This is a genomic window from Acidiphilium sp. (assembly GCF_049977125.1).
Taxonomy (GTDB): domain Bacteria; phylum Pseudomonadota; class Alphaproteobacteria; order Acetobacterales; family Acetobacteraceae; genus Acidiphilium.
This window is the reverse complement of sequence record NZ_JBMFGY010000002.1, coordinates 60355-81458: the sequence shown is the minus strand read 5'-3', so window position 1 is coordinate 81458 and position 21104 is coordinate 60355. Positions and strand designations below refer to the sequence as shown.

21 protein-coding genes and 1 pseudogene are annotated in these 21104 nt (G+C 64.8%); 15 read left to right on the top strand and 7 right to left on the bottom strand.

The genetic code is table 11. The features are described from left to right. Positions 1 to 615 (bottom strand): annotated as a pseudogene (locus ACP5E6_RS00830) (hypothetical protein); the annotation flags it as partial. Between the two features lie 155 nt (positions 616 to 770). On the opposite strand from ACP5E6_RS00830, the gene ACP5E6_RS00825 reads away from it, so the two are divergent. Beyond that, positions 771 to 1367 (top strand): hypothetical protein, encoded by a 597-nt coding sequence (locus tag ACP5E6_RS00825; RefSeq protein WP_427950369.1) that lies wholly within the window; start codon positions 771 to 773, stop codon positions 1365 to 1367. A gap of 144 nt (positions 1368 to 1511) precedes the next feature. Beyond that, positions 1512 to 3341, top strand: coding sequence for a translational GTPase TypA (gene typA, locus ACP5E6_RS00820; RefSeq protein ID WP_427950367.1), 1830 nt, complete (start codon positions 1512 to 1514; stop codon positions 3339 to 3341). Between the two features lie 65 nt (positions 3342 to 3406). On the opposite strand, the gene ACP5E6_RS00815 is transcribed toward typA, so the two are convergent. Beyond that, positions 3407 to 4390, bottom strand: a complete 984-nt coding sequence (locus tag ACP5E6_RS00815) for a malate dehydrogenase (protein ID WP_427950365.1) — start codon at positions 4388 to 4390, stop codon at positions 3407 to 3409. Positions 4391 to 4503: 113 nt separating this feature from the next. Between ACP5E6_RS00815 and ACP5E6_RS00810 the strand changes: the two genes are divergently transcribed. After that, positions 4504 to 5088, top strand: coding sequence for a RecX family transcriptional regulator (locus ACP5E6_RS00810; protein ID WP_427950363.1), 585 nt, complete (start codon positions 4504 to 4506; stop codon positions 5086 to 5088). A gap of 78 nt (positions 5089 to 5166) precedes the next feature. Here the strand turns inward: ACP5E6_RS00810 and ACP5E6_RS00805 are convergent, their stop codons facing one another. Both ACP5E6_RS00805 and ACP5E6_RS00800 read right to left on the bottom strand, forming a co-directional pair. Then, entirely contained in the window at positions 5167 to 5928 is a 762-nt protein-coding gene (locus ACP5E6_RS00805; RefSeq protein ID WP_427950360.1) for an NAD kinase, read from the bottom strand. After that, a complete protein-coding gene (locus ACP5E6_RS00800) occupies positions 5925 to 6770 on the bottom strand; it encodes a carbon-nitrogen hydrolase family protein (RefSeq protein WP_427950357.1) in 846 nt (281 codons plus the stop codon). The genes ACP5E6_RS00805 and ACP5E6_RS00800 overlap by 4 nt, the downstream gene beginning before the upstream one ends. Positions 6771 to 6817: 47 nt before the next feature. Here ACP5E6_RS00800 and ACP5E6_RS00795 point away from each other — a divergent pair, with 47 nt between their 5' ends. After that, positions 6818 to 8419, top strand: coding sequence for a CHAD domain-containing protein (locus tag ACP5E6_RS00795; RefSeq protein ID WP_427950354.1), 1602 nt, complete (start codon positions 6818 to 6820; stop codon positions 8417 to 8419). Between the two features lie 7 nt (positions 8420 to 8426). Beyond that, a complete protein-coding gene (locus tag ACP5E6_RS00790; protein WP_427950351.1) occupies positions 8427 to 9239 on the top strand; it encodes an SDR family NAD(P)-dependent oxidoreductase in 813 nt (270 codons plus the stop codon). Positions 9240 to 9299: 60 nt separating this feature from the next. On the opposite strand, the gene ACP5E6_RS00785 is transcribed toward ACP5E6_RS00790, so the two are convergent. Beyond that, a complete protein-coding gene (locus ACP5E6_RS00785; protein ID WP_427950348.1) occupies positions 9300 to 9491 on the bottom strand; it encodes a hypothetical protein in 192 nt (63 codons plus the stop codon). Here ACP5E6_RS00785 and ACP5E6_RS00780 point away from each other — a divergent pair. The 4 genes from ACP5E6_RS00780 (at position 9490) to ACP5E6_RS00765 (ending at position 13835) form a co-directional block, all read left to right on the top strand. Continuing rightward, positions 9490 to 10578 carry a LacI family DNA-binding transcriptional regulator gene (locus ACP5E6_RS00780; RefSeq protein WP_427950345.1) on the top strand — a complete coding sequence of 363 codons (1089 nt, stop codon included), beginning with the start codon at positions 9490 to 9492 and terminating at the stop codon, positions 10576 to 10578. The two genes, ACP5E6_RS00785 and ACP5E6_RS00780, sit on opposite strands and share 2 nt — an antisense overlap. Before the next feature lie 171 nt (positions 10579 to 10749). Further along, the gene (locus ACP5E6_RS00775; RefSeq protein ID WP_427950342.1) at positions 10750 to 11793 is read left to right on the top strand and encodes a substrate-binding domain-containing protein; all 1044 of its coding nucleotides are present in this window, start codon (positions 10750 to 10752) and stop codon (positions 11791 to 11793) included. A gap of 186 nt (positions 11794 to 11979) precedes the next feature. Beyond that, on the top strand, positions 11980 to 13062 hold the full coding sequence (locus ACP5E6_RS00770) for an ABC transporter permease (RefSeq protein WP_427950338.1): 1083 nt from the start codon (positions 11980 to 11982) through the stop codon (positions 13060 to 13062). Then, a complete protein-coding gene (locus tag ACP5E6_RS00765; RefSeq protein WP_427950335.1) occupies positions 13062 to 13835 on the top strand; it encodes an ATP-binding cassette domain-containing protein in 774 nt (257 codons plus the stop codon). Before ACP5E6_RS00770 ends, ACP5E6_RS00765 begins: the two co-directional genes overlap by 1 nt. A 221-nt stretch (positions 13836 to 14056) precedes the next feature. Here ACP5E6_RS00765 and ACP5E6_RS00760 read toward each other — a convergent pair whose 3' ends face one another. Next, positions 14057 to 15061 carry a cysteine synthase A gene (locus ACP5E6_RS00760; RefSeq protein ID WP_427950332.1) on the bottom strand — a complete coding sequence of 335 codons (1005 nt, stop codon included), beginning with the start codon at positions 15059 to 15061 and terminating at the stop codon, positions 14057 to 14059. A 90-nt stretch (positions 15062 to 15151) separates the two neighbouring features. On the opposite strand from ACP5E6_RS00760, the gene ACP5E6_RS00755 reads away from it, so the two are divergent. The 4 genes from ACP5E6_RS00755 (at position 15152) to ACP5E6_RS00740 (ending at position 18679) form a co-directional block, all read left to right on the top strand. Continuing rightward, positions 15152 to 15562, top strand: coding sequence for a rhodanese-like domain-containing protein (locus ACP5E6_RS00755; RefSeq protein ID WP_427950329.1), 411 nt, complete (start codon positions 15152 to 15154; stop codon positions 15560 to 15562). Between the two features lie 169 nt (positions 15563 to 15731). Then, positions 15732 to 16376 carry a phosphatase PAP2 family protein gene (locus ACP5E6_RS00750; RefSeq protein ID WP_427950326.1) on the top strand — a complete coding sequence of 215 codons (645 nt, stop codon included), beginning with the start codon at positions 15732 to 15734 and terminating at the stop codon, positions 16374 to 16376. 63 nt (positions 16377 to 16439) lie between these two features. Continuing rightward, on the top strand, positions 16440 to 18101 hold the full coding sequence (locus ACP5E6_RS00745) for an AMP-binding protein (RefSeq protein WP_427950323.1): 1662 nt from the start codon (positions 16440 to 16442) through the stop codon (positions 18099 to 18101). Beyond that, complete coding sequence (locus ACP5E6_RS00740) at positions 18098 to 18679, top strand: hypothetical protein (RefSeq protein WP_427950320.1); 582 nt, start codon at positions 18098 to 18100, stop codon at positions 18677 to 18679. The genes ACP5E6_RS00745 and ACP5E6_RS00740 overlap by 4 nt, the downstream gene beginning before the upstream one ends. Positions 18680 to 18763: 84 nt before the next feature. On the opposite strand, the gene hemF is transcribed toward ACP5E6_RS00740, so the two are convergent. Then, a complete protein-coding gene (gene hemF / locus ACP5E6_RS00735) occupies positions 18764 to 19657 on the bottom strand; it encodes an oxygen-dependent coproporphyrinogen oxidase (RefSeq protein WP_427950318.1) in 894 nt (297 codons plus the stop codon). A gap of 85 nt (positions 19658 to 19742) precedes the next feature. On the opposite strand from hemF, the gene ACP5E6_RS00730 reads away from it, so the two are divergent. Beyond that, positions 19743 to 19901 carry a hypothetical protein gene (locus ACP5E6_RS00730; RefSeq protein ID WP_427950315.1) on the top strand — a complete coding sequence of 53 codons (159 nt, stop codon included), beginning with the start codon at positions 19743 to 19745 and terminating at the stop codon, positions 19899 to 19901. 1 nt (position 19902) lies between these two features. After that, positions 19903 to 21093: a cytochrome b N-terminal domain-containing protein gene (locus ACP5E6_RS00725; RefSeq protein ID WP_427950312.1), complete on the top strand. Its 1191-nt coding sequence runs from the start codon at positions 19903 to 19905 to the stop codon at positions 21091 to 21093. Positions 21094 to 21104: the final 11 nt, after the last annotated feature.

The following is a 21104-nucleotide window of genomic DNA, read 5'->3' as shown; positions in this document are numbered from 1 at the left end:
GCGATCAGTCACGGGGCGATCGGCCGGCAGCGTCCCCACCCCGCCATGCCAGGCCGCCGCCACCATGGCGGCATAGGGCAGACCATACGCCGGCGTCGCCGAGTGATAGGCCGCGATCGCGGCCCTCCAGGTGCCCCATCGCCGGTGCAGCCGGGTCAGAAAGGCCGCGGCGACCGATGCGTTCACCGCCGGATCGAACGCATCGCGCAGCGCGCCGAAGGCACCGGGATGATCCTGCAGATCGATCTGGAAACACCCGACATCCACCGCCCGCGCCCCCCCGGCCAGAGCCGCACGTGCGAAAGCCGCCGCCTCGGGGACGCTGGCGAACCAATGGCCGACCCCGTCGGCATCGACCGTGTAGGGCCACGCGGTCCGCGCCCCGTCAGCGGCGGTGCGGCCCGTCTCGACCAGGCCGATCGCATCGAGCAGACCGGGCGGCAGACCCGCCTGACGTGAGGCCGCACGCGCCGCGACGGCACAACCCGCGCCATCCGAGGGCGCGACCGCCCCTGCGGCCCCAAAAGGCGTGGCCATCAGCCCGACGCACAGAGCGCCCAGAAGACAGCGCCTGCGCTTCGACGCCCCCTCGGACCCCGGACGGACGGATTTCATTTCTGACTCCGGTTTAATCGTGCGGTCAATTCTCCGCAGTTGTCTGGGGCGATCGTTACACCCAAATCATTTCGGTAAGCTTAACCGTCAGGCATTCGACCTCGACACCACCACCGCGTCCCGCCCCTCGGCGTGACGGCAGGAAGGAGACCAACATGCGCAATATTCTCATGGCCGGTTCGGCCCTTTGTCTGATGGGCGGCATCGCCTTCGCCCAGACCCCGACCGGCACCACCATGCCGGCGCATCCTATGCCCATGCACAGGGGCGTGCTGTCGCACCGCATGGGCGGCGCCATGGCGATGAACGGCTCGGCCGGGTCCTACCTCCACCTCGCCCAACAGGCGATCATGAGCCATGACAAGACCCGCGCCCACGTCGCACTCGGCCGCGCCGAGACGGATCTGCTGACCAATTCCTATGTCGAAGGTTCGGTCAACGGTCCGATCAGCACCCCCGCGATCGACGCCATCCGCAGCGCGCGCAAGGCGGTCGAAGGCGGCGATTTTCAGCGCGCCGCGATGATGGTCCACAAGGCGATGGTCGAGATGCACGGTGAGCGGATGAACAACGCCGGCATGGATAAATCGGGCATGATGAAATCGGGCATGACAAACACAGGAATGTCCCCCTCCGGCATGGCAAAACCCAATGGGGTGATGGGCACTCTGCAGGGCAAGCAGGACAGCACCATGACCAATCAGATGAACGCGCCGAAGCAGCCGCCGGTCGTCGATATGTCAAACCAGTAACGACCGTATCTCCGCGTCCCGACCCGAACAGGGGTGGCCATGCGCCACCCCTTTTCGCATAGGTGACGCTCGATGGCTGATCACACTCGCTTTTGCAGTGCAAAACGTGTAGGAGAGGCGCGTTGAACCCCGAAAGACGATAATATGAACCAGAATATGCTGCGCAATGTCGCCATCATCGCGCATGTCGATCATGGCAAAACCACATTGGTGGACCAGTTGCTGAAGCAGGCCGGATCGATCGGCGCGCATCAGCACGTCGCCGAGCGCGCGATGGACCGCAACGACCTCGAACGCGAGCGCGGCATCACCATCCTCGCCAAATGCACCGCGGTGCAGTGGGGCGAGTACCGGCTGAACATCGTCGATACCCCCGGCCACGCCGATTTCGGCGGCGAAGTCGAACGCATCCTGAACATGGTCGACGGCGTCGTCGTGCTGGTCGATGCCGCCGAGGGCGTATTGCCGCAGACCAAATTCGTCGTCGGCAAGGCGCTCGCCCGCGGACTCAAGCCGATCGTTGTGGTCAACAAGATCGACCGGCCCGACGCCCGCGCCGATGAGGTCCATAACGAGGTGTTCGATCTGTTCGCCGCTCTCGGTGCGAACGATGAACAACTCGACTTCCCGATGCTCTATGCCTCCGGCCGCCAGGGCTGGGCGACCGCCACGCTCGATGGCCCGCGCGAAACCCTCAAGCCGCTGTTCGATCTGATCGTCACCCATGTCCCCGCGCCCAATCTGCCGGAGGACGCGCCGTTCGCCATGGTCGTGACCATTCTCGAGAGCGACAATTTCCTCGGCCGCGTGCTGACCGGCCGGGTCGAGCAGGGCCGGGCGACCCTCAACATGCCGGTCCGCGTGATCAGCTTCGATGGCCGCAACGTCGAGACCGGACGCCTGACCAAGCTGCTCGCGTTCCGGGGCCTCGAGCGCGTGCCGGTCGATGAGGTTTCCGCCGGCGACATCATCGCGGTCGCGGGTCTCAAGGAAGCCACCGTGCCGGATACCATCGGCGGCATGGAAATCACCGCGGCCCTGCCCGCAACCCCGATCGATCCGCCGACCCTGTCGATGACGTTCCGCATCAACGACGGTCCGCTGGCCGGCCGCGAGGGCAAAAAGGTCACCTCCCGCCAGATCCGCGAGCGGCTGTTCCGCGAGGCTGAAGGCAATGTCGCGATCAAGGTGTCGGATTCCAACGAGACCGAGGCGTTCGAAGTCGCCGGGCGCGGCGAACTCCAGCTCGGCGTGCTGATCGAACAGATGCGCCGCGAGGGCTTCGAACTGACCATCGGCCGCCCCCGCGTCCTGACCCGCGAAAACGAGGCCGGCGAGCGCGAAGAACCGATGGAGGAAGTGCTCATCGACGTCGATGAACCTTTCGCCGGCGTCGTCGTCGAAAAAATGTCGCGCCGCAAGGGCGAGTTGCAGGACATCCGCCCCTCCGGCGGTGGCAAGCAGCGGCTGACGTTTCACATCCCGAGCCGCGGGCTGATCGGCTACCATGGCGAATTCCTCACCGACACCCGTGGTTCAGGCGTGATGAACCGCCATTTCATCGGCTACGGCCCGTGGAAAGGCACGCTGGAAGGCCGCCGCAACGGCGCGCTGGTCTCGAGCGCCGATGGCGAGAGTGTGCAGTATTCGCTGTTTGCCCTGCAGGATCGCGGGGCCATGTTCATCGGTGCCGGCGAGAAAGTCTATGTCGGCATGATCCTCGGCGAACATTCGCGCGAGAACGATCTGGACATCAACCCGGTCCGCGAAAAGAAACTCACCAACATCCGCGCCGCCGGCAAGGATGAGGCGCTGCTTCTGGTGCCGCCGCGCCGGCTCAGCCTCGAACAGGCCATCGCCTATATCGAGGATGACGAGCTGGTCGAGGTCACCCCCTCCGCGATCCGGCTGCGCAAGCGCTACCTCGATCCCCACACCCGCAAGAAGGCCGATCGCGCGTTCGACGCCGCCTGAGTATCCCGTCGCGATCCGTTACAGAAAAGGCCAGGGTTCCGCCCTGGCCTTTGTTTTATCCGCGATCAGCCGAGCAGATGGGCGATGGCGGCGCGTTCCTCGATCAGCTCGTTCAGCGTGATCGCGAAGCGTGACTGGGCGAACTCATCCATCGCGAGGCCGGTGACCCGAGTCACCACGCCGGCGGCACAGGTCACCGGCACGCCGAACATGATGCCCTCCGGCACGCCGTAGCTGCCGTCGGAGGCGACGGCCATCGACACCCAGCGCCCCTGCGAGCCGACCACCCAGTCCCGCACCTGATCGATCGCGGCATTGGCCGCCGAGGCGGCCGAAGATGCGCCGCGCGCCTCGATCACCGCGGCACCGCGCTTGCCGACCGTGGGAATGAAGACATCGCGGTTCCAGGCCTCGTCACCGATCATCTCCGCGAGTTTGCGCCCGCCGACGGTGGCGAAACGATAGTCGGGATACATGCTCGGCGAGTGGTTGCCCCAGACCACCAGATGTTCGATCGACTCGACGCCGACGCCCGCCTTGGACGCCAGCATCGAGGCGGCGCGGTTGTGATCGAGCCGGATCATCGCGGAAAAACAGTCGGGCGAGAGGTTCGGGGCGGATTTCATCGCGATATGGGCGTTGGTGTTGGCCGGATTGCCGACCACCAGAATCCGCGCGGTGGGTTTTGCCATCTCGTTCAGGGCGCGACCCTGAACGGTGAAGATCTCGGCATTGGCGCCAAGCAGATCCTTGCGCTCCATGCCCTTGCCGCGCGGCCGCGCGCCGACCAGGAAGCCGATGTCGATATCCTTGAACGCCAGTTTCGGATCATCGGTCGCGACCATCCCCGCCAGTGTCGGGAAGGCGCAATCCTCGAGTTCCATCATCACGCCCTTGAGCGCCCCCTGCATCGGCGGCAGGTCGAGCAGATGCAGAATCACCGGCTGATCCGGCCCGAGCAGCGCGCCGCTCGCGATGCGGAACACCAGCGCATAGGCGATCTGGCCGGCGGCACCGGTGACGGCGATACGAACGGGGGATTTTGCCATGAGACATGCTCCTTGCTGGGCACGGCGCGCCAAGACGCGCCGGCGGTTTGATGCGCCGCACTATCGCCCGCCGGGGCTTCCGGTCAACCCATGCGCCGTGCCACATTGGGCCGATGACCCGCGAGCCACGAAAACTGGGCCAAGCGCCGGACGCCGCCGGGCTCCGCGTGATCGCCATCGCCCATCTCGCCCGCTTCGCCGCGACCGAGGCGGGACTGGCCCATGTGCTGAACCGCCGGATCGAGCGCTGGACGCGTGCGGCGGCGGCGGCCGGACTCGACGCCGAGATCATCGCGACCGCCCGTGATGCGGCGCGCGCGGCGGTGCCCGGTATCATCGCCAGCCTGCGCGACCTCGGCGCGGTGGATGACGGCGCCTTCGCGGCTTCCCGCGCCCGCCGCCTGGCGCGGGAGGGCAAATCGCGCCGCGCCACAATCGCGCATCTCGCGGCCAAGGGCATCGATCAATCAATGGCCGCCGCGGCGATCAGCGACGACCCGTCCCGCGATGTCGCCTCCGCCTGCGCCTATCTGCGCCGCCGCCGCCTGCCGCCGTTCGGCCCGGGTGATCCGCTGCGCGCCTTGGCCGCCCTTGCGCGCGGCGGCTTCGATCGCGACACCGCCGACCGCGCGCTCGCCCTCGATGCCGAGGCGGCGGAAGCGCTGGTGATCGCGCTCAAGCGCGGCGACACCGGCTGAGCGGGAGCGCACGCCTTGAGCATTTCGCCTGCCCGGCCAGACCGAAACCGATGCCGCTCTAGCCCGCTCTAGCCCGCTTTAGACGGTGAATTGTTCGCGGATGATGCGTTCCGACAGGGCGCGGTCGGGGTCGGACAGGATGCGGGCGCGGATGGTGCGATCCTCGCTGGCGGCGACCGAGACGACGCGGCGGACTTCGGTGAAATCGGCCACGGCGGAAACCGGGCGTTTTTCGGGTTCCAGAATGTCGAACACCACTTCACAGGTCGAGGGCAGCAGGGCACCGCGCCAGCGTCGGGGCCGGAAGGCCGAAATCGGTGTCAACGGCAGCAGATTGGCGGTGAGCGGCACGATCGGGCCATGGGCGGAGAGGTTGTAGGCGGTCGAACCGGCGGGGGTGGCGATCAGAACACCATCGCAGATGAGTTCGGGCAGCCGGATTTTACCATCGACGGTGATGCGGATTTTGGCGGCCTGACGCATTTGGCGGAGCAGGCTGACCTCGTTGAAGGCCAGCGCCTCCTCGACCAGACCGCTGGCGGTGATGGCATGCATGCGCAGGGGGTGGATGTCGTTGCCATGAGCGCGGGCAATGCGCGCCGGAAGGTCGGTTTCGTCGAAATCGTTCATCAGGAAACCGACCGAGCCGCAGTTCATGCCATAAACCGGGCGGTTGTGCGCGAGCATGCGGTGGATGGTTTCCAGCATCAGCCCATCGCCGCCGAGGGCGACCACGACATCGGCCTGATCGGGCGACGTGGTGCCATAGCGAGCGACCAGGCGCGCACGGGCGGCGCTGGCCTGATCGGTTGCCGCCGCGGCGAAATGAATTTTGATCACACGAGTCTGCGGTGATCGAGTACCGGCATGTCGGCGCGATACCGGGCGGCTCTGGCCAGGTCGATGCGGGCGGTGACGAAGCCGGGGCCATCCGGGCAGCGGGCGGTGACGATACCCCACGGGTCGGCGATCAGCGCATTGCCATAGGTGACGCGCGGTTCGTTCGAGCCGTCGTAATGGGTGCCGGTGCAGGCGGGGGCGGCGATCCAGCACTGGGTTTCGATCGCGCGGGCGCGCAGCAGCACCTCCCAATGGTCCTTGCCGGTCTGCAGGGTGAAGGCGGCGGGGACCATGATGATGTCGGCACCGGCGCGGCGCAGGGCGAGGTAGAGTTCGGGGAAGCGCATGTCGTAGCAGATGGTCAGGCCGATCGTGGTGGTCCCGATCTTGAACGTCACGATGTGATCGCCGGCGCCGTAGATCGCGCTTTCGCGATAGCCCTGACCATCGGGGGTGGTGATGTCGAACAGATGGATCTTGCGGTAGCGGGCGATCTCGGTGCCGGTGGGATCGAAGACGACGGTCGTGTTGAACAGCCTGTCGCCCGCCAATTCGCCGATCGAGCCGCCGTGGAGATGGATGTGGTGGGTTCGGGCCATCGCGCGGAGGAATTCATAGGCTGCGCCACCGGTGTCCCCAGGGGCGGGCAAGATCTCGGCGGCGGCGAATTTGGTCGCGCGGTCGCCGCCGAGGCAGGTCCAGATTTCCGGCAGAGCGATCAGATCGGGACGGTCCTGCGCGACGGCGGCCTCGATCAGGGCGCGTGCCTGGGCGATGTTCGCCGCCTTGTCCGCGCCGGGGGCGAGTTGAATGACGGAGAGACGGATCAGGTCGGGTTGCATCGCGTTATCGTGCGCCAAGTGGCGAGGGCAGGCAAGAGAACACGGGCGTGGGTCGGGGGTGGATCGTGGCCTTCCGCGCGCATCCGTCGCTTGCTAAAGCGATGGGCATGGGATCGTTGTCGCTCGACGGATCTGATGTGTCGCTCGCCCTGCGGTTCGATGAGGGCATTCCGGCCGGGCTCGAGACCTGCGCGGCGATCACGGCGATGCGGCGGGGTCGGTTCGTGACCAGACGGATTGCGTATCGTTGTTTCGATACCGCCGATTTTGCGCTCGCGCGCGCCGGCATCGTGCTGCTTGTCGAACGGATCGGGCGACGGTTCATTCAGTCGGTGACGGCACCGAGCGGTGAACGGCGCGATGCGGTGGCGGGTTTCGCGCTCGATGCCATGGCGCTCGACGCGGGGGCGGCGGCGCCCTGGCGCGAGGGGGTGCTGGCCAACGCCGCGGCGCCGATCTGCGCGATCAGCCTGCGGCGGCGGCGGTGCCGTCTCGATGCCGGTGGCGTGACGGTCGATTTTGCGCTCGATGCGGGCCGGATCAGGGTGCCTGGCCGGTCGCTGCCGGTGGCCGAGGCGCGTCTTACACTGGGTGCCGCGCAAGGATCACCCGGCACGCTGTTCGAGGTGGCACAGCGGATTTTCACCGATCATCCCTTCAGCCTCGCGGGGGTGAACCCGGTCGCGCGTGGCGTTGCGATGGCCCGCGCGGCGGCGCCGGCGACGGCTGGCTTCGCGCGGGTCGAACTGACCCCATCAATGACAGCGGATGCGGCGATGCGGCGGCTCCTGTGGCAATGCCAGGCGCATATCCTTGCCAATCATGAGGCTGCGATGGACGGGCGCGACCCCGAGGGGGTGCATCAGCTTCGTGTCGGGTTGCGTCGCTTGCGATCCGGGTTGCGATTGCTGCGCCCGGTGATGCCGACGACGCCGTTGCAGGACTTGACGGACGAGGCGGGGGCGGTGGCCGCGTCCTGCGGGGTGGCGCGCGCTTTCGATGTGTTGCTGGATGAAACCTTGCCGCTCATCGAATCAGCATGCGGGGCGCGGGCTGAGTTCGGCGCGCTGCGCATGATCGCCACCGCACGGCGGGCAGAGGCCTATGTCGGGGTGTGCGAGACGCTGGGGGCGGCGCGCTATGTTGCGTTTCAGCTCGCGCTGGGCATTTGGATCGGCACGATCGCGTGGCCGGACGCGGTGCCGACGCTGGAGCGTTTCGCGCCGGTGGCCTTGGCGGCGGCGCACCGTCGGGTATTGCGACGGGGGCGGCATTTTCGCGCGCTCGAACCCGACGCGCTGCACCGGTTGCGGATCGCCGCCAAGGTTCTGCGCTATACGGCGGAATTTTTCCGCCCGCTGATCGGGCATCGCGGCACCGCGAAACCCTATTTCAAACGGCTGTCGCGGCTGCAGGCGCGGCTTGGCGCGTATAACGACATGGTGACGACCGAGGGGCTGCTCGCGCGGATGGGCGAGCATGACGCCGCCGGTGCTGACCGGGCGATCGGTCTGGTGATCGGTTGGGAGGCGCGCGGCCGGATCGAGACGGCGAAGCAGCGTCACGACGCCTGGCGCGCGTTTCGCAAGGCCGATCCGCCCTGGCCGCGCCATTTGCCGCCGCCACCCACCGCCCTAACCGCAGGATGAACCGATCATGCCCGATCAAGCGATCCATCACAGCCATCGCCTTGGGGGCCAGCGCGCGCTGATCACCGGCGCCACCACCGGCATCGGCCGCGCCATTGCGATACGGTTTGCCGCCGAGGGTGCCGGGATCACCCTCACCCATCTGAACGACGCCGCGGGGGCCGAAGCGGTGCTGGCCACGCTGCGGGCGATCAACCCGGACGGGGCTCACAGTGCTGAGGCCGCCGATGTGGCCGATGCCGCCGCGATGGACGGCGTGGTCGATCGGGCGATCGGGCTGACCGGGCGGCTCGATGTGTTGGTCAACAACGCCGGTATTCAATATGAACAGCCGAGCGATCAATTCGATGCGGTCCGGTTCGCGCGGGTGATCGCGGTCGATCTGGTGGCGGTGGCGCAGGTATCGTCCCGGGTGCTCGCGCATATGGCCGGATGCGGCCACGGCGCCATCGTGAATATCAGCAGCGTGCATGAAACCGTGCCGAAACCGGGGTTTCTGGCCTATTCGGCGAGCAAGGGCGCGGTCGGCGCCATGACGCGCACGCTGGCGCTGGAATTCGCCGGGCGGGGTATTCGGGTCAACGCCGTGGCGCCGGGGGCGACGATCACACCGATGAACGCGTCCTGGACCGGCGATGCCGAGCGCCGGCATGCGGTGGAGACGCATATTCCGATGGGGCGGGCGGCCGAAGCGGCGGAGATTGCGGCCGCGGCGGCGTTTCTGGCCTCGCCGGATGCCAGTTATGTGACCGGGCAGACGCTTTATGTGTGCGGCGGCTTATCGCTGCATACCGAATTCGCGCGCAACTGGACGACGTGAGCGTTCGGGCGCGGGTTGTGAATTTTAGAAAATAGTTCTTGCGATTCCCTGGGCGCTGCCCTAGTAAACGGAACGCAATCGTTTGCGGCAACCGTTTGCGGCGAGCGTCTGCAATAAAAATCGGCGATAAAACTCTGCGATAAAAATCTGGAATAAAAATACGACGAGAACGGCATCGGTCGTCCGGTGCAGGGGGAAACCAATGACGGTCAGGCGAACGCCGACCACCAAGGCCGCGGGGGCATCCCGCATGGCGCGTCGGAATGGGGCCACGCTTGGCGGAGATGGCGGCGCTCAGCGTCGGGCGTCCGAAAGCGGACCGGCGACGATGCGCGATGTCGCGGCGCTCGCGGGGGTTTCGATTTCCACCATTTCCCATGTGCTGAACGCCACCCGCACCGTGCCGGAGGCCACGCGGGATCGTGTGGCCAAGGCGATCGCCGCGACCGGCTACACCCAGAATTCCGTCGCCCGCTCGCTCAAACGCGCGGAGACCCGCACCATCGGCATCGCCATCGGCGATATCACCAACCCGCATTTCACCGCCGTGGTCGATGGCATCGAAACCGCGGCGCGCGCGCGCGGCTACACGGTACTTCTGGTCGGCATCAGCGAATCCGCGGCGCGCGAGATCGAGGGTCTCGACGCGCTGCTCGGCCGGCGGGTGGACGGGTTGATCCTGGCTCCTTCGGCCGATGGCGGAAGCGCCGTGCTCGACCGGGTGCAGCGCCACAATGTACCGATCGTGCAGATCGACCGGGTTGCCAGCACGGATTACGACGCCGTGGTGGTGGCCAATGCCGATGGGGCGCGCCGATTGGTGCGGCATGTGGCGCAATGCGGCCATCGGCGGATTGGCATGCTGACCGGCCTGCCGGGATTGAGCTCGACGCGCGAGCGCATCAATGGCTATCGCGCCGGATTACGCGATGCCGGGATTGGCTATGATGCGAAACTGCTTGAATGCGGCGAATACAGCGCCGCACCGGCCGCCCGCGCGACCGCGGCGCTGCTGGCGCTGGCCGATCCGCCGAGCGCGATTTTTGCCTCCAACAATCTGATGACCCTGGGTGCGATGCAGGCTTTCGCCGATCGCGGCCTGGATGTGCCGCGCGATATTGCGCTCATTGCGTTCGATGATTTCGCGTGGACCGATCTGTTCAGCCCGCATCTGACCACCGTGGCGCAGCCGTGCCGCGAGATCGGTGCGACGGCGGTGCGGCTCCTGCTCGAACGCCTGGCGGAACCAGGGCTGAAGCCGCGCCTGGTGCGTTTGCCGGTTGAGCTCCGGCATCGTCGATCCTGTGGATGCGCCGCTGATGCGGGGCCGATCACATGAGAAGCCGGGAGGTTGCCGGGACCGCTTTCAAGTCGAGGAGGAGATGAGGCATCGCACAGACATGCAAAGACAGACATAAATTTGCGGTTTCAATACCGGAAAACAATTGACGAAATCAAACACAACGCTCTCAGTCAGTTAAAATCAGCATCAATCATCCAGGAGAGAAACATGACCAACAAAACTGTTTTCGCGAAAAAGACCGCCGTTTCGCTCGCCGTTCTCGGCGCGCTGACCGGTTTTGGCATCACCGCCGCGCAGGCCGCGCCGATCAAGGCGTGCTTGATCACCAAAACCGACTCGAACCCGTATTTCGTCACCATGCGCGAGGGCGCACTGGCCGAGGCAAAGAAACTCGGTGTCGATCTGAAGACTTATGCCGGCAAATACGACGGCGACAATCAGTCACAGGTCAACGCGATTGAAACCTGCGTTGCCGATGGCGCCAAGGGTATTCTGATCACCCCCTCGGATACCAAGGCCATTGTTCCCACCGTCGAGAAAGCGCGCAAGGCCGGATTGCTGGTGATTGCGCTCGATACCGCGCTCAGCCCGACCAGTGCCGCCGACATGACCTTCGCCACCGATAATTTCGAGGCCGGCAAGCTGATCGGCGAGTGGGCGAAGGCGACGCTCGGGGCCAAGGCGAAAGACGCGAAAATCGCCATGCTCGATCTCTCGATCACCCATCCGACCGTCGATATCGAGCGCGATCATGGATTTCTCGCTGGATTTGGCGTGAAAATCGCCAACCCGAACATTTTTAACGTGCCGGACAAGCAGATCGTCGGTCATGTCGAGACCGGCGGTTCGGAGGAAGGCGGGCAGAAGGGCATGGAAACCCTGCTGGCGCGCAACCCGAACATCAACCTGGTCTATGCAATCAATGAGCCGGCGGCGTTCGGGGCCTATCAGGCGTTGAAATCGGTCGGCAAGGCCGGGCATGTGACAATCGTTGCGATCGACGGCAGCTGCGCCGGCGTCAAAGGCGTGCAGGAGGGCATCATCGATGCGGATTCGCAGCAGTATCCGCTGAAAATGGCGTCACTCGGCATCAAGGCGATCGTGAACTGGGCGAAGCATGGCGTGAAGCCGCAGGCCAGCGCGGGCAAGGATTTCTATAATACCGGCACGCAATTGATCACCGCGCATCCCGAACCCGGCATCCCCTCGATCGATCCGGCGCAGGCGGCCAAGGTCTGCTGGGGCAAATAACACAAAGATCGGCGCGGGAGGACGCGACGTAAGGCTCGCTTTTTCGCAGAAAAGCGGGCGCTGTTCCTCCCGCCCCGTTGGTGTGGCTTCGCCTGTGTTCTGAAACGATGATGGCCTTCGCTCCGCCTCCTCATCGCGGCCCCTCAGGGGCGCCGCCTACGCCCAACGGGTGTTGAAAGGGAAGACATGTCCACCACCAATCCGGGCCCTCAGGGGTTCGAGGCCGCGATCAAGCCCGCGAATGCGGACCAAGTGGCGGAATTCGTCCATCGGAAATCAACCGTCGAGCGGGCGCAGCACATTCTGCACGAGACCCCGTGGCTCGCTCCCTTGCTGGTGCTGCTCGCCTCGCTGGTGGGTTTTGGCATCGCGGTCGGTGCGCGGTTTTTCTCGGCTTATGCGCTGACCCTCATTCTCCAGCAGGTCACGATCACCGGCATCGTCGGCGTGGCGCAGGCGCTGGTTATTCTTACGGCCGGGATCGATCTGTCGGTCGGTGCGATCATGGTGCTGTCTTCGGTTCTGATGGGGCAATGTTCGTTCGTCTATGGTCTGCCGGCGCCGATTTCGATCCTGTGCGGTTTCGCCTTCGGTGGCGCCGTGGGATATCTGAACGGTACGCTGGTGGCGCGGATGAAGCTGCCGCCCTTCATTGTCACGCTGGGCATGTGGCAGATCGTGCTGGCGGCGAATTACCTCTATTCGAACAACCAGACGATCGGCGCGCAGCAGATCGAGAATCACGCGCCGCTGTTGCAATATCTCGGCAACACTTTCGTCATCGGCGGTAACGATGGCGCCACCTTCACCTATGGCGCGATTTTGATGCTCGGCCTTGTGATGCTGTTTGCCTATATTCTGCGTCATACCGCCTGGGGCCGGCATGTCTATGCCGTGGGCGATGATCCGGAGGCGGCGGCGCTGGCCGGCGTGCAGGTGAAATCGATGCTCATCAGCGTCTATACGCTGTCAGGACTGATCTGTGCCGTTGCGGGCTGGGCGTTGATCGGTCGGATCGGCGCCATTTCGCCCAATTCCGGTCAGTTCGAGAACATCAACTCGATCACCGCCGTGGTGATCGGCGGCATCTCGCTGTTCGGTGGCCGCGGTTCGATCATCGGCATGATGTTCGGCGCCATGATCGTTGGTGTCTTCACCCTGGGGCTGAATATGTACGGAACCGATCCGCAATGGACCTATCTGCTGATCGGCGCGCTTATCATCGTCGCCGTCGCGGTCGATCAATGGATCAGAAAGGCAGCAGTGTAATGGAACCGATTCTCACAGGCCGCGGTCTGGTCAAACGCTATGGCCGCGTCACCGCACTCGATAATTGCGATTTCGATCTCTTCCCCGGCGAGATCCTGGCGGTGATCGGTGACAATGGCGCCGGCAAATCATCGCTGATCAAGGCGATTTCGGGCGCGATCGCCCTCGATGAGGGCGAGATCCGGCTGGAAGGCAAGCCGGTTCGCTTCGCCTCGCCGATCGCGGCGCGCGCCGCCGGCATCGAAACCGTGTATCAGACCCTGGCAATGTCGCCAGGCCTCTCGATTGCCGACAACATGTTCATGGGCCGCGAGATCCGCAAACCCGGCATTCTGGGCACGGTGTTTCGCAAACTCGACCATGCCGAGATGCAGCGTATCGCGCGGCAGAAATTGTCCGAGCTCGGGCTGATGACGATCCAGAATATCAACCAGGCGGTCGAAACGCTATCGGGTGGTCAGCGCCAGGGGGTCGCCGTCGCGCGGGCGGCCGCGTTCGGCTCGAAAGTGATCATTCTCGACGAACCGACGGCGGCACTCGGGGTGAAGGAATCCCGACGTGTGCTGGAGTTGATCCTGGATGTGAAATCGCGGGGCATTCCGATCATACTGATCAGCCATAACATGCCCCATGTGTTCGAGGTGGCGGATCACATCCATGTGCATCGGCTGGGCCGGCGGCTCTGCGTGATCGATCCGAAAGAACACACGATGTCGGACGCGGTGGCCTATATGACCGGCGCCAAGGTGCCGGACGTTGCGCTCGCCGCCTAAAGCGTTATGCTTTCAGCTTAACGCTCTAGGTCTATGTTTTCTCGAGCGATTGCATGCGATTATGTTGCCGCTACCGCGTCAACTTAATCGCGTATCGCTCGAGATCAGGGTTCGGCCCGCTGGAATCATCGGGTCGAACGCTCTTGGGGATGATGGGTTAATCCAACGCGTCGGCGCGGCGTTGGTGCCGGCCGAGCGGTTATGGTGACACGTGACCGGGGTTAAGCCTCCGTGATCCAGGGCGGCGCCGGCAGGCCTTTGGCGCGAAGGAAGGCCGGGTTGAACAATTTCGACTGGTAGCGCGAGGCGCCATCGCACAGGATCGTCACGATGGTATGGCCCGGGCCGAGGTCGCGCGCGACGCGGATCGCCGCGGCGACGTTGATGCCCGCTGAACCGCCGATCGACAGACCCTCGTGGATCATCAGGTCGAACACCTGTTCGAGCATTTCGGTGTCGGGGATGCGCACGGCATCATCGATCGGCGCGGCGTCCAGGTTGCCGGTGACGCGTCCCTGGCCGATGCCCTCGGTGATCGATGAGCCCTGGGCGAGCAGCTCGCCGGTTTTCACCCAGTTGTACAGGGCGCTGCCCTCCGGATCCGCGAGGATGATCCTGACCGCCGGGTTGTGGGCTTTCAGGGCCATGCCGACGCCGGCCAGCGTGCCGCCGGTGCCGCAGGCGCAGGTGAAGGCATCGACGGTGCCGCCGGTCTGCTGCCAGATTTCAGCTCCAGTGGTGCGGCGATGTCCTTCGCGATTGTCGGTGTTATCGAATTGATTGGCCCAGAAGGCGCCGGTTTCCTCCGCGATGCGCCGCGAGACGTGGACGTAGTTGCCGGGATCGCGATAGGGTTTGGCGGCCACCAGGCGCAGGTCAGCGCCGATCATGCGCAGGAAATCGATTTTTTCACGGCTTTGTGTTTCCGGCATCACGATGATGCAGCGATAGCCGCGGGCATTGGCGACAAGGGTGAGGCCGATGCCGGTGTTGCCGGCGGTGCCTTCGACGATGGTGCCGCCGGGTGTGAGCGCGCCCCTGGCTTCGGCCGCCTCGATCATCGCCAGAGCCGCGCGATCCTTGACCGATCCGCCCGGATTCATGAATTCGGCCTTGCCCAGGATGATGCACCCCGTCGCCGCCGAGGCGCGCGCCAGGCGGATCAGCGGCGTGTGACCGATCGCACCGGTCAGGCCGTCGGCGAGGGATGGAGAAGCCAGGGGCATCGGGCGGTCCTCATGGATCGGGTGTCTTGAATATGACGTCCGATCGGGCCAAACCAAGCGGGCGACATGGCCATCTTAATGGAGGAAATCATGATTGACGATGTGGCGCCGAAACTCGTCTGGGAAGCGTTGATGAGCAACCCTGACGCCGTCCTGTGTGACGTGCGGACAACGGCGGAGTGGCATTTCGTCGGCATGCCCGACCTTTCGCAGACCGGCAAGCCGATCATCCCGGTGCAGTGGCAGGTGTTCCCGACCATGCAGCCCAACCCGGAGTTCCTCGATCAGTTGAAGGAAGCCGGCGTGGAGGTCACTCATCACATCTATTTTCTGTGCCGCACCGGTGGCCGCAGCCTCGCCGCCGCTCACGCCGCGCGGGATGCCGGCTACCGGCATGTCTATAACATCAAGGATGGTTTCGAGGGACCGCATGATCAGCGCGGCCATCGCGGCAATGTCGCCGGCTGGAAGCATCAGGGGCTGCCCTGGTCGCACCGCTGACGCGTTGCCGCGAGGGATGAAAATATCGCGGCTTCAGGCTTGCGGGTGCGCTACTGCGACGTGACTTTGCGCTGGTCCGTTTGCCCGCCTATGGTTGTCCGGCGGTGGCGGCCGGAATTTGATGGGATGGGGGTTGGTGTCGGAACGGGTTGATGGTCTTGGCACTCGCGTGAACGAAAAATTGCGCCGGGCGCTGGCCGGAGCGGTCGTGGCCGCCGGGCTGATCATGGTATCGATCTCCTATATCGACCGTCCGGTGGCGCTGTTCATGGCATCGCATGTGCATGACCGGCTTCCTTTCATGGCGATGGCCGGGATCGCCAATATTCCGCCACCTCTGGCATCGAGCTGCCTGATCGCCATCGTGCTCGCGCGATGGGCCGGCGTGACACTGGGTTCCACCGGTCGTCTCGTGCTGACGGTTGCGGTTGCGACGTTGATTGCGATCATGATCAAAAATCAGCTGAAATTTGATTTCGGGCGGGTCTGGCCGGAATCCTACCCGTTTCCGGGCATTCACAATCATCCTTCGTTCATCAACGATCATGTGTTCGGGTTCTTTCCGTTCCATGGCGGCAGCAGCTATGCTTCGTTTCCGTCGGGCCACACCACGGCGATCTCAGCACCAATGGCCGTGCTCTGGATGCTAGTGCCACGCTACCGCGTGTTGTGGGGGGCGTTGATCGTTATCGTTGTGATCGGCCTGATCGGTGCTGATTTCCATTTCGTCTCGGACACGATCGCCGGTTTTTCGCTCGGTGTCACGGTTGCCGCGGGAACGCTCACGCTGATGGGACCATCGTCGCGGAGCTGAGGCGGTGAGGGTTCCGATCAGCGGCGAAACCGGCTAGGCTGGCGCTGGAACGGGAGGTCAACCATGATCATGAGCTACGTCCAGGGATTGAGCCATATCCCGCGTCTCGGCATGACCATCGGCGCCGCGCTCGAACGGGCGGCGCAGGATCACCCGACACGCGACGCCCTGATCGCCTGCTCAGACGCCGTGCGGCTCGATTATACCGGGTTCAATGCCATGGTCGATGATTGTGCCGCAGGGCTGATCGCGCTCGGTCTGGAGCGCGGCGACCGCATCGGCATTTTTTCACCGAACAACGTCGCCTGGGCGGTGCTGCAGTTCGCCGCGGCGAAGGCGGGTCTGATCCTGGTCACCGTCAATCCGGCCTATCGCACGGCGGAGCTCGAATTCGTGCTCAACGCCGTTCAGTGCAAGGCGCTGGTGCTGGCGCGACGCTTCAAATCGAGCGACTATGTGGCCATGCTCGACAGCATTCCGGCCGGGCGCCTGCCTCATTTGGCCTGGCGCATCGTGATCGGCGACGATGCCGCGCCTGCCGGCATGATCCGCTTCGCCGACATCGCCGCCGCCGCGACCGATGCCGCCCGCCGCATCCTTGAGCATCGGCGCGATGCCCTCCAATTCGACGACGCGATCAACATCCAGTTCACCTCGGGAACGACCGGCGCGCCGAAGGGGGCGACGCTGTCGCACCACAACATCCTCAACAACGGATTTTTCGTGGGCGAGGGTATCGGGTTGCGCGCGGGCGACCGCATCTGCATCCCGGTGCCGCTCTATCACTGCTTCGGCATGGTGATGGGCAATCTTGCCGCGATCACCCATGGTGCCACGATGGTCTATCCCGGCGAAGGCTTCGATCCGCGTGCCACGCTCGCGGCCGTTGCCGAGGAGGCCTGCACGCATTTGTATGGCGTGCCGACCATGTTCATCGCCGAATTGAACCGGCCGGATTTCGACACATTCGACCTGACCTCGCTGCGCGGCGGCATCATGGCCGGCACGTCCTGCCCGATCGAGGTGATGCGCCGCGTGATCGAGCGGATGCATATGCCCGAAATCACGATTTGCTACGGCATGACTGAAACCTCGCCGGTCAGTTTCCAATCGGCGATCGATGACACACCGGAACGCCGGGTCGCCACGGTCGGGCGCATCCATCCTCATCTCGAAGTCAAGATCATCGATGCCGAGGGGCGTATTCTGCCGGTCGGCGCGCGCGGCGAGATTTGCACGCGCGGCTATTCCGTGATGCTCGGCTACTGGGATCAGGCAGAGAAGACCCGTGAGGTGATCGATGCCGCCGGCTGGATGCATACCGGCGATCTCGGCATGATCGACGAGGAGGGTTATTGCACGATCGTGGGGCGCAGCAAGGATATCGTTATCCGCGGCGGTGAAAACATCTATCCGCGCGAGGTTGAGGAATTTCTGTTCCGCCACCCGAAGGTTGCTGGCGCCTCGGTCTTCGCGGTGCCGGACGATCAATACGGCGAAGTGCCCTGCGCCTGGATCAAGCCGGCGCCAGGGGAGAGCCTGACCGCGGACGAGATTCTGGCGTTCTGCGAGGGGCAGATCGCCCATTACAAAATTCCCCGTCACATTCGCATCGTCGATGAATTTCCAATGACCGTGACCGGCAAGATTCAAAAATTCGTGATGCGCGACACCATGATCGGCGAGCGGGCGCCATTGGGCGGCGGCGCGCCGGAGCTGTCATGAGCGGCGCGGAATCGGCCCGGACGATCGAGGCCGAGGTGAACGAGGCGCGCAGGATGGGCGATATTCCGGCACTGATTGCCACGGCGCGACGGGCCCTCGCGCAGCTTGGCGCCGTGGCCGAGGTTTCGGCGGACGCGGCGCGGGTCGAGATTTTGAAAGCGTGCATGCGGATCAGCTACAACGCCAGTGCCGATATCTGGCCGGGATGGGCGGATGGCATCGTCCGGACCCCGGCCGAACTCGCCGCCGGGCGCGATCTTGCCGTGCAATCCGCCAGCATCGTCGCCCGCCTCGACCAAGGACCGGTGCAGCGGGGCAACGCCGTCTGGCTGATCGGTGCCTTCGATCTGGCGCAGGGCAACCACGCCGCCGCCGCCGCCGCGTTCAGCGAGGCCGCGTGGCTGTTCGATGATGAGCCGGCGATGCGATGCCTCGCGCAGGGATATTTCGGCATTGCCACCGGCGGAACAGCGTTCGATGCCGCCATTGCGGCACTCGGGACGCTCGGCGGTGACGATGCCGACGCACTGCGCGACCAGCTTTTGACCGCACGCCGCGTGATGCCGGATCGAGGCTGAGCGTCGCGCGGCGCAGCCGGCGCGATGCGGCGGGCCGATCCGGTCACGCATGGTTGCCCAGAGGTGGCCACGATCACCCTGACCTTACGGCCACTTCACCTCGGGCGGCATGCTCATCAAAATCGCCTCGGTGTTGCCGCCGGTCTTCAACCCGAACGTCGTGCCGCGATCATAAAGCAGGTTGAACTCCACATATCGCCCGCGCCGGATCAACTGGGCCTCACGCTCCTCGGCCGTCCAGTTATCGTTCATCCGCCGGCGGATGATCGCGGGGTAGCTCTCGAGAAATGCCAGCCCGACATCGCGGGTGAAGGCGAAATCGGCATCCGGATCGCTCTCGAGGTAGTCATAGAAAATCCCGCCGGCGCCACGGGTTTCACCGCGATGCGGTAGAAAAAAATACTCGTCGCACCATTTCTTGAATTTCGGATAATACGCCGGATCATGCGCCTCACAGGCACGCTGGAACGCAGCGTGAAACGTGGCGGCGTCTTCCAGCGCCGCCGCGGTGCCGGGCTGCAACGGTGTCAGGTCGCCGCCGCCGCCGAACCAACCCTTGCTGGTCACGATCATCCTTGTGTTCATATGCGCGGCTGGAACGCGCGGACTGTGCATATGGGAAACCAGGCTGATCCCTGCCGCCCAGAACCGGGGGTCTTCAGCCGCGCCAGGGATATTCCTGGCGAATTCAGGGCTGAACCTACCGCCCACCACCGAGATGTTGACCCCGACTTTTTCGAACACCCGGCCGCGCATCACCCCCATTTCGCCGCCGCCGTCGAGATGGTTCTTGCCATCCGCCTCTCGCGTCCAGGGTGTGCGGACGAATCGACCGGCGGGGCGATCGCGCAGCGGGCCGGTGTAATCATCCTCGATCGCTTCGAACGCCGCGCAGATCCTGTCGCGCAATGTCGCGAACCAGGTTTTAGCGGCGGGTTTCAGGGCTTCATGGGGGATCGTCGTGACGGAATCGCTCATGTAGCGACTATAGCCGATTCGCGCGGTATTGAAATTTCACCCGATTGCCGCCATGCGAACGAAGGGCTGAACAGGCGGAGGGCGCATGGAGATGGCGGGCGATACCGGCAACGCGACACGGCGAATACTGGCGATGCTGTTCGTTGCGTTGGCCATGTTCGGCGCCCTCGCGCTCGGCTACGCGTTCCTCGCTGCTCTCGGCCCAGGCGCGGCCCCTCCCCTGCTGCCGATGCGCTCATCCTGAAATGAGGCAACGGCCGTCTCGGATCAACTGGATCGAGGCACGCCTGCCGCTTGCGGCGTGGTATCGGGTGGGTTGGCGCGATCATCCGGTGCCCGCCAATTTACCCTTCGCCTGGTCCTTCGCCGCCATGGTCGCCGTGGCACTCGCGGTGCTGACCATTACGGGCATCTGGCTCGGCCTCGCCTACACACCGACGCCGCAAGCCGCCGCTCTCTCGATCGTGATCTACACCCGCACGGTCCCGTTCGGCTGGTTGATCGAGGATCTGCATCGCGACGGTGCGACCATGCTGTTCGGCGTCGTCTATCTCGACCTGTTCCAGGGGCTTTATTTCGCCACCTACCGCAACCGCCGCGAACTCGCATGGATCCTGGAAGTCGTGCGTTTTGCCGTTTTTCTCGTGATTGGCTTCTTCGGTTACGCGATGACTGGCAGCCCGGCCTCACGGGCGGCCATGCTGATCATGGCCGAGCATATTGCCGCCATCCCGTTGCTGGGCCCCACGATCGCGCTGGATTTCCGCGGTGGCCCGACTTTGGGAGCCACCAGCCTGCCGCATATGGCGATGACACATATCGCGATCGGGTTTCTGGTGCTGCTGATCGCGATGCTCGGCTATGTCGCCTCGCGCATGGCGCCGCCGGCCAATCCGGACGGGATCGCAGGGCTCGATCCGCGCGACCTCGTGCCGCAATCATCCTACAACGCGCGATTATTCCTCGCGTTCATCGTGTTCGCGGTGATCCTTGCCTTGATCATGCTGATTTCACCCGGCTGGGGCTATCCCACCGGACCGGCGCGGCTTGGTCCGTTCACCATGCGGATGGGGCCGCTGCCGCCCTGGTACCTGCTGGTCTTTCACGGCTTCGCCCGCGCGGGCATCACCCCGGCCGGTGGCACGGCGCTGACCTTTTTGGCGCTGGGACTTCTTGCCGCGCTGCCCTGGCTCGATCGCGGCCGCGTTGCCAGCGCGCGCTACCGACCGGTGTATGGCGCGTTCGTGATCCTGTTCGCGCTCGATCTTGCCCTGCTCGGCTATGCCGCGGCACAGCCGTCACGCGGCATCTGGCCAATTGTGATCGATGCGGCGACGATCTGGTGCTTCGCCCATTTGATAGTGGTGACCCCGGTGGTCACACGTCTGGAACCGCGGCACATTGTACCCGCGCGCATCACCCGCCGGCGGGTTTGATGCGGAGCGCC